Source organism: Phormidium pseudopriestleyi FRX01 (assembly GCF_017313335.1).
Lineage (GTDB): Bacteria > Cyanobacteriota > Cyanobacteriia > Cyanobacteriales > Laspinemataceae > Laspinema > Laspinema pseudopriestleyi.
Genome location: NZ_JAFLQW010000354.1, coordinates 1 through 10,056, shown reverse-complemented (window position 1 = coordinate 10,056; position 10,056 = coordinate 1). Strand labels below are relative to the sequence as shown.

The window sequence follows — 10,056 nt, the reverse complement described above, 5'->3', positions numbered from 1 at the left end:
TTGCCCGGTTTCCCTCAACATTGGAACCCCCCCTAGCCCGATGGCGTTGCTAAGGGGGGGGACTGGAATTTTAGCTACCTCTTGTCCCCGGACCTTGGCAAGGGGAGGGTTAGGGTGGGGTCCTCTTTCCACGGAGGAGGAATTGGAATTGAGCATCCACTTTCTGGTTAACCCTTCCGCTTTACCGTTCCGCCGCCACCGCTTGTGCTTGTTGCATTTGCGGCTGGAATTGGAACAGCGAATAGACCACATTCCGACGAATCGCCGTCATCATATCCAAGAACAACTCATACCCCTCACTCTTATATTCCAACAACGGATCTTTTTGACCGTAACTCCGCAAACCAACCGATTCCCGTAAAGCATCCATTTGTTGCAAATGTTCCCGCCATAAAGTATCAATTTGTTGGAGAATAAAGAACCGTTCCGCTTGCCGCATCAGTCCCGGTTGAATGCGATCGACTTGCGCCTCTTTCATATCGTAAGCAATCCGGATTTGTTCATGGAGGAAGGTTTTAATTTCCTCAATGGATAAGTCTTCCAGTTGGGGCGGTTCCAAATCCGCTAACAAGTACACAAACTCTTTAACCTTATCCACCATTTGATCCAATTGCCATTCTTCCGAGGGTAAATCGGGGTTGACGTAGGCTTCCACGATATCATCCATCGTTTGTTCCGCATACTTAATAACCTGTTCTTTAAGGTCTAATCCTTCCAGAACCCGGCGACGTTCGGCATAGATGGCGCGACGTTGATTGTTCATCACTTCGTCATACTCAAACACCTGTTTCCGGATGTCGTAGTAGTAGGTTTCCACCTTTTTCTGTGCGCCTTCGAGGGAACGAGTCAGCATTTTCGACTCGATCGGCATATCTTCTTCCACCCGGAACATATTCATCATAGACTCGACGCGCTGACCGCCGAAAATCCGCAATAAGTTATCCTGTAAACTGAGGAAAAACTTCGTAGAACCCGGGTCACCTTGCCGTCCGGCGCGTCCCCGTAATTGGTTATCAATCCGGCGGGATTCGTGACGTTCAGTCCCGATAACGTGCAGTCCACCGAGTTGAATCACCTCTTGATGTTCACTGCGGGTAAACGCTTCGTATTCTTCGCGAATTCGGTTGTAGATATCCCGGAGTTTTTGAATTGCCCGGTCATCGGTGGGGGCTTTTTCCGAGGCAACTGCCACTTTATCTTCCGCATCTAATTCCGCCAGCTTCCGTTCCCCATATTGTTGGACAGAAAATTCTACTGCTTCCTTGAGTTGCTGTTCCGTTTCCCGAGAAAGTTGGGTGGGGAAAATTTGCGGGGAGACTTTCCAAGTTTTTACTTTTTTCTCAGAAGTTTCGGCAAACCCTTCGGGTTTATTGCGTGGATCAGTCGTCCCGGCCACTTTAGGAGCATTCATATTCCCCTCTTCCTCGGGTCGTACAATGCGAGGTAGCAGGTATTCCCGCACCTTGAGACGGGCCATATATTCGGCATTACCGCCGAGAATGATATCCGTCCCGCGACCGGCCATATTCGTGGCGATCGTCACGGCACCTTTACGACCTGCTTGGGCGACAATTTCTGACTCTCGTTCGACGTTTTCCGGTTTAGCGTTGAGCAGGTTGTGAGGAATTTTCAGTTCATTCAGCAGTCTGCTGAGCACCTCGGATTTTTCCACACTGGTTGTACCCACCAATACCGGGCGTCCCGCTTGGTGCATTTCCGCACATTCTTGGGCGATGGATTTCCATTTCCCTTCCTCGCTTTTATACACCACGTCGGACATATCATAACGCTGGAGGGAGCGATTCGTGGGAATCACGGTCACTTGTAGGTTATAAATCCGCTCAAATTCTGCCTCTTCAGTTTTGGCGGTTCCGGTCATCCCAGCTAACTTAGGATACAACAGGAAAAAGTTTTGATAGGTAATGGTTGCCAGGGTTTGAGTTTCCGGTTGGATTTCCACTCGTTCCTTTGCCTCGATCGCCTGATGCAGTCCATCACTCCAGCGACGTCCGGGCATCACCCGTCCGGTAAACTCATCCACAATCACTACTTCATCCTGACGAACGATATAGTTGACATCCTTGATAAACAGTTCCTTGGCTTTAATCGCATTAAAAATATAATGCGCCCAAGGATCTGCCGGATCATAAAGGTCCGTCACTCCCAGCAATTCCTCTGCTTGGGCAAACCCTTCATCTGTCACCAGGATATTTCGGGCTTTTTCATCAACCTCATAATGCTCCTCAGCATTCAAGGCCATCGCAATTTCTGTGGCGCGGGTGTATTTCTCTGTGGGGCGTTCAATTTGCCCAGAAATAATCAAGGGGGTCCGCGCTTCGTCAACGAGCACCGAATCCACTTCATCGATGATGCAGTAATTGAAAGGACGTTGCACCACCTCCGCCATTGAGGTTGCCATGTTATCCCGCAGGTAGTCAAATCCGAGTTCGGAGTTGGTGCAGTAGGTGATATCGCAGGCGTAGTTTTTCTTGCGTTCCGTGGGGGACATTCCCTGTTGAATCAGTCCCACAGTCAAACCGAGGAACCGATGCACTTGTCCCATCCATTCTGCATCTCGTCGGGCGAGATAGTCGTTAACGGTAACAGCATGAACGCCTTTGCCATTTAAAGCGTTTAAGTAGGCGGGTAAGGTGGAAACTAAGGTTTTCCCTTCCCCGGTTTTCATTTCGGCAATCTGTCCCTCGTGCAGGATGGCCCCCCCGAGCAACTGCACGTCAAAGTGTCTCATGGCTAAAACCCGCCTAGCAGCTTCTCGCACCACGGCAAATGCTTCGGGGAGGATGTCTTCTAAAATCTCTTTTTCCTGGGCGATGGTTTTGGCTTTGGAGAGCATTTCTTTGAATTCTGCTGTCTTAGCCGTTAGTTGTTCATCGTTTAGGGCCTGGATTTCTTCTTCAAGGAGATTGATATCAACGACGAGGGGTTGATATTTTTTTAACTTGCGTGCGTTGGGGTCGCCTAGCAGATTTTTAAGCATATCAAGACAGTAGCGCTACTTTTAAGAGGGTTTGATTCAGCCAGTTTTATGTCCCGTATTTTACACAGCTTGGCTGACGGGAGTTTTAACTGATATGAATTTTATCATTTCTACCGAACGGATGAGTGAAGGATGGGGAGATGGGGGTATGGGGGACTTACAAGAGTAGGGTTTTTACGCTCATAGTGATTTGCCTTACCTCCGGTCCCCGGACCTTGGCAAGGGGAGGGTTAGGGGGGGTGTCGGCGGTGACGTGCCGATCGCCTGAGTTACGCACTCACTGGATGCGATCGCAGCTGTATAGAGGCGGGTGCCAACCTCTTTCTTCGTAACTCAGGCGATCGCGCTTGCGCGTGAACTCTCCACCCACTCATTCCTCTTGACGCGCGATCGCACGTCAAAGAGGACCCCACCCTAACCCTCCCCTTGCCAAGGTCCGGGGACCGTTCGTAAAAAACCCACTCTTGTAAGGGGGAAGTCCTCTGCTCGTGACTTCCCCCTCGTGTCATGGCTCTGCCGTGACATGGGCATGGGGCGGCTCTGCCGCCTAATACAGGCATGAGGCAGAGCCTCCAATCATGCGTGACTCGCGATCGCCAAGTCACGAGGATGGGGGAGTCTGCCGCCTAATACAGAGCAGGAGGCAGAGCCTCCAATCATGCGTGACTCGCGATCGCCAAGTCACGAGGATACGAGGAGAGAAATGACCAATGACCAATGACCAATGACAAATTACTCAGCATTCTCCCACTCTGGGGTTAGGCTGCGAAAATTGTATTGTTCTGCTCCAGGATGGCATTGGATGCAGGTTCTCAGGGTGAGGGAGTCGGGGAGTTCGACCCTCGGATGGAGGGCTTTGAAATAGTTCGAGTCGCGGATGCGATAGGGGATGGCTGTGTCGGGAGTTTGGAGACGGGAGAAGATTCTCAGGTAATTCCAGATGACAAGGCGGCCCGGATCGACTAGGGGTGGGATTTGGATGCCGTAGTGGTTGGTGTCTTGGATGATATCTCGCCAGGTTTCGGTGGGGAAGATGGCAGGAGGGGGGGCGATATGGCAACTGGCGCAGGTATTGAGGTAGAGTTCTTGTCCGAGTTGCAGGGTTTCGGGGACGGGATCTACGGTGGTGATGGCGGGGGGTTCGATCGCCTCGGCGAGTTGCCAGGAGATGAGAACACTCCACAACAGGAGCAATAGAAACAGGACGAAGGGCGATCGCACCCCCTGCCGTCGGAGGATTCTTGTTCTGATAAACCTTAATATCATGTTGATCATGGAGCGCTGATTGATAACTCAAGCTAGAAGGGATGGATGCTGGAAGCTAACTCAATAGCGGATGGTACTGAATACCCTATCCATCCCCTTTACCTGTTAAGGAATGGAAACCGATCGCAACAGTTGCTCCACAATGGTTTTAGCGCGACGTCCTCCCGAAGGAATCAGGCGGTGGCAGAGCACGTGAGGGGTTAAAAATTTAATATCATCAGGAACAGCATAATCTCGACCCTCCAGAAAAGCTAGAGCTTGGGTGGCGCGTTGCAAGGCGAGTGCACCCCGGGGACTGACTCCCAGGGTGATATCCTCTGACTCTCGGGTAGCGCGCACTAAATTGACGATGTATTGCTGCAAGGAGCGATCGACCCGAACCTGAGAACAAAGGCGTTGCAGATCGAGGATTTCTTCTATTTTCAGGCAGGGTTGCAATTCCCGGAAGTTGGAACCTTTGTTTTCCAGGCGTTCCAACATTTGCAGTTCTTCGACTTCGCTAGGATACCCGATGGAAAAGGACAGGGTAAAGCGGTCCATTTGGGCTTCCGGTAAGGGAAAAGTGCCTTGATACTCAATGGGGTTCTGAGTGGCAATCACAAAAAAGGGATGGGAAACGATTCGGGCAACGCCATCGACGGTGACTTGTTGTTCTTCCATCACCTCAAGTAAGGCAGACTGGGTGCGGGGGGTGGCCCGGTTGATTTCATCTGCTAGGAGGATATTGGTAAAGACGGGACCGGGAAGAAATTGAAACTCGCCGCTATTGGGATTCCAGATATTGGTCCCGGTGATATCCGTGGGTAAGAGGTCCGGGGTACATTGGATCCGTTTAAAGTCGCCAGCGATGGAACGCGCCAGAGATTTGGCAATCAGGGTTTTGCCGACGCCGGGGACATCTTCAAGCAAGGCATGGCCCCCGCTGAAGAGGGCCACGAGTACGAGGCGAATGGCATCGGTTTTGCCGACAATGGTTTGGCTGAGGTTGTGGGTTAGTTTTTCTACACGGTCTCTCATAATTAGCTCAATATCACCCAGAGTTATCTTGGTAAGCGGGATTTATTTCGGACTCGATGATCGCGCCTGGAGAACAGATCCCTATTACCAGCTTACGGTTAAAGAGGGTGATGAGCGATCGCCTCTTATCGAAGCAGTTAAACTTTCCTCAATCTAAGGCTTCAGGGGTCAAAACCCCTGTGAAACCGGACTACTCCTGGGCGCTTAACAGGGTTCGGGCGCTGTCACAGTCGGTTTGGATTTGCGCTTTGAGTTGGTCTAAGGAGTTAAATTTTTGTTGGGGACGCAAAAAGTGCTCTAGGTGCAATGTCAAGGTTTTCCCATACAAATCCCCGGACCAATCTAATAAATGCACTTCGACGGTGGGGGTGGCGATCGCATCGACGGTAGGACGAGTCCCGATATTCAGCGCACCCATCACCCCGTTTTCTTCACAGAGGCTGGATACACCATAAACCCGCACGGCATAGACGCCGTGGCGGGGTAGAAATTTTTCCTGGGGAAGTTGCAGGTTCGCCGTGGGAAATCCAATGGTTCTGCCAATCTGTTTTCCCTGCACGACTTCTCCTATCAGACTGTAGGGGCGTCCGAGAATGGAGTTGGCTTGTTTAAGGTTGCCTTGGAGGAGGGCTTCACGAATGGCAGAACTGCTAATCCGATCGCCGTTGGCCGTTTGTAAGGGAACCAGGTGAACTTTGACCCCGTGACGAGCGGCGATCGCCTTGAGTTCGGTGACAGTACCTGAGCGTTGCCGCCCAAAACAAAAATCTTGCCCCACACTAATCTGTTGAGCTTTTAGCTGTCCCACCAGAATCTCTTCCACGAAGGATTCCGGGGTCATATTGGCTAAATCCTGGTCAAAGGGCAGCAAAACGAGCTGTTGAACCCCGATGGCTTCTAAATATTTGACCTTTTCACTTAGGGGGGTGAGCAGACTACGCCGTTGCCCGGTAAAAAATTCCTGGGGATGGGGATTAAAGGTAACGACGGTGGGGTAGGGTTCTAAATTTGTTTCTTCGGCATTCTTTAGAGATGCCTCGGGGTTGGGGGGGGAATTTTCCCCATAGCTTTCTCCCGTCAGAGGAGGGACAGAAAGCGGCTGACGGCGCAAGGACGGACTTAAAATAGGCTGCATGACCTGTCTGTGTCCCTGATGAATGCCATCAAAATTTCCCAGGGCAACAGAGGCGGGAGTCAGAGCCGTTGTTAGAGAAGAGGTAATCCACACAGTTTACATTTTGACACATAAATGGAAACTGCCCAAACTCTAGACAAAATTTATCCTGTGATCTGAAAATTCCCAGGGGCGATCGCCCGATCGCTCGGGTGATGCTTCAGCAGCGACTGGACAATTCCATCTCTACCTCAGTGGTGTTGAAGCCTCACCCGTTTTAGTTTAGACCCACGGATGTGGATTAGACGGAGGCTTTTGCCTGTTGCGGTTCGTGAACCGCAGGCTCTTCCCCGGGGGTAATTAACTGGACTGAGAGTCCCTCTCGTGCCATCAGCGAATTCGGAAACAGTTGAGCCGCTTGCTCTCCAATCCGATCTAAGAAATCATCATTATGCAGGGGGTCATGATGGAAAATCACCAGTCTTTTGACATTGGCTGCCTTGGCAACTTTGACCGCTTCCTGCCAGGTGGAATGTCCCCAGCCGACTTTACTGGATGTGGAGGAGTTGTACTCGTCATCGGTATAGGTCGCATCGTAAATCATGACATCGGCATCGCGCGCTAACCACAGGACATTTTCATCGAGGCGATCGGGAAAATGTTCAGTATCCGTAACGTAAGCCGCTACATACCCGCGCCAGCTTACCCGATAGCCGACAGCCTCTCCGGGATGATTGAGGAGGGCATTTTCAACCTTAACCTCTCCAATTTGTACAACTTCGCCGATTTTGATATCCTGAAATTCCAGTTGCGCACCCATAATCTGCAACGGCACCGGAAAATTCGGGTGCAACATTTGATCGTTGAGGCGTTGCTCGATTGTGGCTCCATTCGGCGCGATCGCCCCATGAATGTGGAAGCGATTATTTTTAATAAAAGCCGGTACAAAAAAAGGAAACCCCTGGATATGATCCCAGTGGGAGTGCGTGAAAAACATCGAAGCTTTGACCGGCATCTGTGATAGCAGGGATAGTCCTAGAACCCTTAAGCCCGTCCCTCCATCAAAAATTAGGCGCTCACCACCCACTCGCATCTCAATGCAGGGTGTATTACCGCCGTACCGGACGGTTTCGGACCCGGGACAGGCTATGCTCCCTCGCACGCCCCAGAAGTGAACTGTGAATTGGTTTTGCATCTCTTGCATGGGTGTATTTCGCTTGTAGTCGCAATGGGGTCTATCAGTCAGGTTGTACGTTTGACGCTAAATCTCTAACAAGGAGAAAATAGAGGTAACTATATTTAAAGTTAACCCGGTTTTAGAAACTTATGGCAGCATTCTCCTGTTATACCCGAAAAAGGGGAAATTCGGATGAATGTCACAAACTTATTTAACAATTTTAAACTCCTTGGGTTCTAAGGATTGACTTGGGTGGGGTTCTGTGGGTTCTTTGATTGAGTTTTCACTCCGTGGAAACCCGGATTGGGGTATCATAATGCGATCGCAATTTGCCTTCTTCTGAACCCTCGCGCTACGCTCATGCTGCCCCCTTTGAGTCCTGACAAGGGTCTTAAGGAGGCCAGGACTCTGCTCTGGCTGGGGTCAAACCGAGACAATTTGAGGAACCATCTATCCCCTCGGAGAGATCATTCCCGGTCTTAACGGGTAAATCGCCCCATTTTCCTGATGATAATTGAGCGCTAGGGGGGGACCTGATGCCCCAGGGCGTCTAAGGCTATCCCTGTACCTTGCTTTACCCTATTTCTACTCTCATTCTACTCTAACAAGATTGATAGACTAAAGACTTAGATTAATTGTAAATATTTTGTGTTTTGAATCGGTGTCCCCTTGAGTTGATTGGCTTAAACCCCTTGTGGTGTTTGAGCTTTTTTAGGTTAGTAAGTGGTGGCACTTGTTAATAAAAATTGGCCCGGGAGCTTGGACTCCATCCTGCTGTGCCTTGTTTAATCTGGGTTTGATTCCTGGGCGGCTTGAGCTTACCCTGTGATGATCCCATATTGCCCCGACATTCACTTTATCAAATGACTAGCCTGAGTCCAGACTTCCGGCCCAGAGAGTTGAATCGCATTGTCTTTGTCTTTAATTATAGAGCCGGTTGAGTTCAGACTGGGGTCGAGGGTGAAGTTTAATTAACTGGGGAGTCCCAACTCAATTGGGGGGAGATTGTCCGGATTTTTCTAAAATTTGGCGATTAAATTAGCTGGAAAATCAGATATTATAAAAATAGGTAGACTGATTTTTACCTTTCTACCCTCGGTAATTGGCGATGAACGAGATTGCAGAATCGATTAAAGCTCAAACCTAGAACTGACTGCGATCGCCCCGAAGGACTGGGCAATCTGTCCAAAAGAAAGAGAATCCGCTCAGAATTTAGGATAACTAGAACTGTCGGCCAGGATTGGGGCGAAGCGGTGGACATAAGACCGAATCGAGCTCAATTGAACGAAAACTCCGCCCTTAATCTTCAGCCCAATTTTAACGGACAAGCCAACTGAATCATCCTGCCGGGATAGTGCCATTTTTGCACGTTACCCAACCCCTTTTCATAGCCAGTTTTAAAAATCCAGAGTCACCCCAGACTCTAGCGCCCCTGGGATTTAACGGTTCGAGACCCCCGAGAATCACGGTCCAGGGTTCAGAGCAAAGCTCACTCAACCGGCGCAAAAATTGCCCTACAAAACTTGGGCCTTGATACTCCAGTCCAAGCGAATTCACTATTGTTCCAAAAAACCGCAGTCAAGAGCGTTCCAGAGTCTGTGAAAAATGAAAAAATAGTAACAAAAGTTAAAACTTCCGATATTTTCACCGCATCGTGATTTCATGAGAGCCCTCCCGCCCCCCGATCTGTTACGTCCTGGGCAAGCCCCTCCTGCCCCTTCCAAGTCCTCCCTAACGAGTTTTCTGAATCGATTGCAGCCCACCCCAGAAACGGTTGTGCTTCTCCTCGCCGTCTTCATTGGCAGTAGCACCGGGATGGGAATCGTCACCTTTCACTACCTGATTCACCTGATCCATACCCTGATGCTTGAGGATGTCATGGGCATCATTTCCCCTGCGGGACCTTGGACCTTGGCTTGTATTCCGGCCCTGGGAGGGGCAGTGGTGGGGTTGATGCGCTGGCATCGGCCCGATTTTGGTCCAGGCATCTCAGCTTTAATTGCGGCAACTCAGGGCCGGCGGGAACTGCTGCCCCTGAGACCTGTTCCGAAAATGGTGGCGGCGTCGGTTTCCTTGGGGACCGGGGCCTCTTTAGGGCCGGAAGGTCCCAGCGTGGAAATTGGGGCGAATTTGGGGATGCTATTGGGGGTCCAAGGTTCGCAATGATTCGGAGTTGAATCCGGAACAGATGGGGTTTAATGTGGCTCCCGATCGCAATATGGAGATTTTACAACAAATGTCCGTGGCCTCGGCGATGCATGAGTCTTGGGTGATGTTGAAGGATACTCAGTCAGTCTTGGAGGCGGGGTTAGCTTTGACTCAGGGGAAGTATTACAGTGCTTTGTTGACACTCCCGATGTCTAAAGACACGGGGATTCTTGCACAGCCTTAGACCAAAGCCTAAGTCTGATGGGCACGGCTCATTGTGCCTCTAATAAGTCCGCTCAAATTAGATTTGAACTTTCCCTTTACGTTTAGGTTACG

General features: G+C 50.4%; 8 protein-coding genes. 3 read left to right on the top strand and 5 right to left on the bottom strand.

What is annotated here, in order from left to right; genetic code table 11:
- Window positions 1-181 precede the first annotated feature (181 nt).
- Window positions 182-2,998: a preprotein translocase subunit SecA gene (gene secA, locus J0895_RS13285; RefSeq protein WP_207088565.1), complete on the bottom strand. Its 2,817-nt coding sequence runs from the start codon at window positions 2,996-2,998 to the stop codon at window positions 182-184.
- 31 nt (window positions 2,999-3,029) lie between these two features.
- Here secA and J0895_RS13280 point away from each other — a divergent pair, with 31 nt between their 5' ends.
- Window positions 3,030-3,167 carry a hypothetical protein gene (locus J0895_RS13280; RefSeq protein WP_207088564.1) on the top strand — a complete coding sequence of 46 codons (138 nt, stop codon included), beginning with the start codon at window positions 3,030-3,032 and terminating at the stop codon, window positions 3,165-3,167.
- Window positions 3,168-3,730: 563 nt separating this feature from the next.
- Here J0895_RS13280 and J0895_RS13275 read toward each other — a convergent pair.
- From J0895_RS13275 to J0895_RS13260, 4 genes are all read right to left on the bottom strand, one after another.
- Window positions 3,731-4,273, bottom strand: coding sequence for a diheme cytochrome C (locus J0895_RS13275; protein ID WP_207088563.1), 543 nt, complete (start codon window positions 4,271-4,273; stop codon window positions 3,731-3,733).
- 96 nt (window positions 4,274-4,369) lie between these two features.
- A complete protein-coding gene (locus tag J0895_RS13270; protein ID WP_207088562.1) occupies window positions 4,370-5,281 on the bottom strand; it encodes an AAA family ATPase in 912 nt (303 codons plus the stop codon).
- A 190-nt stretch (window positions 5,282-5,471) separates the two neighbouring features.
- The gene (locus J0895_RS13265; RefSeq protein ID WP_207088561.1) at window positions 5,472-6,509 is read right to left on the bottom strand and encodes a bifunctional riboflavin kinase/FAD synthetase; all 1,038 of its coding nucleotides are present in this window, start codon (window positions 6,507-6,509) and stop codon (window positions 5,472-5,474) included.
- Between the two features lie 187 nt (window positions 6,510-6,696).
- Complete coding sequence (locus tag J0895_RS13260) at window positions 6,697-7,599, bottom strand: MBL fold metallo-hydrolase (protein WP_207088560.1); 903 nt, start codon at window positions 7,597-7,599, stop codon at window positions 6,697-6,699.
- Window positions 7,600-9,324: 1,725 nt separating this feature from the next.
- On the opposite strand from J0895_RS13260, the gene J0895_RS13255 reads away from it, so the two are divergent.
- Together J0895_RS13255 and J0895_RS13250 are read left to right on the top strand one after the other, a co-directional pair.
- Window positions 9,325-9,738, top strand: a complete 414-nt coding sequence (locus J0895_RS13255; RefSeq protein ID WP_340643508.1) for a chloride channel protein — start codon at window positions 9,325-9,327, stop codon at window positions 9,736-9,738.
- Window positions 9,739-9,745: 7 nt separating this feature from the next.
- On the top strand, window positions 9,746-9,964 hold the full coding sequence (locus tag J0895_RS13250; RefSeq protein ID WP_207088559.1) for a hypothetical protein: 219 nt from the start codon (window positions 9,746-9,748) through the stop codon (window positions 9,962-9,964).
- Window positions 9,965-10,056: the final 92 nt, after the last annotated feature.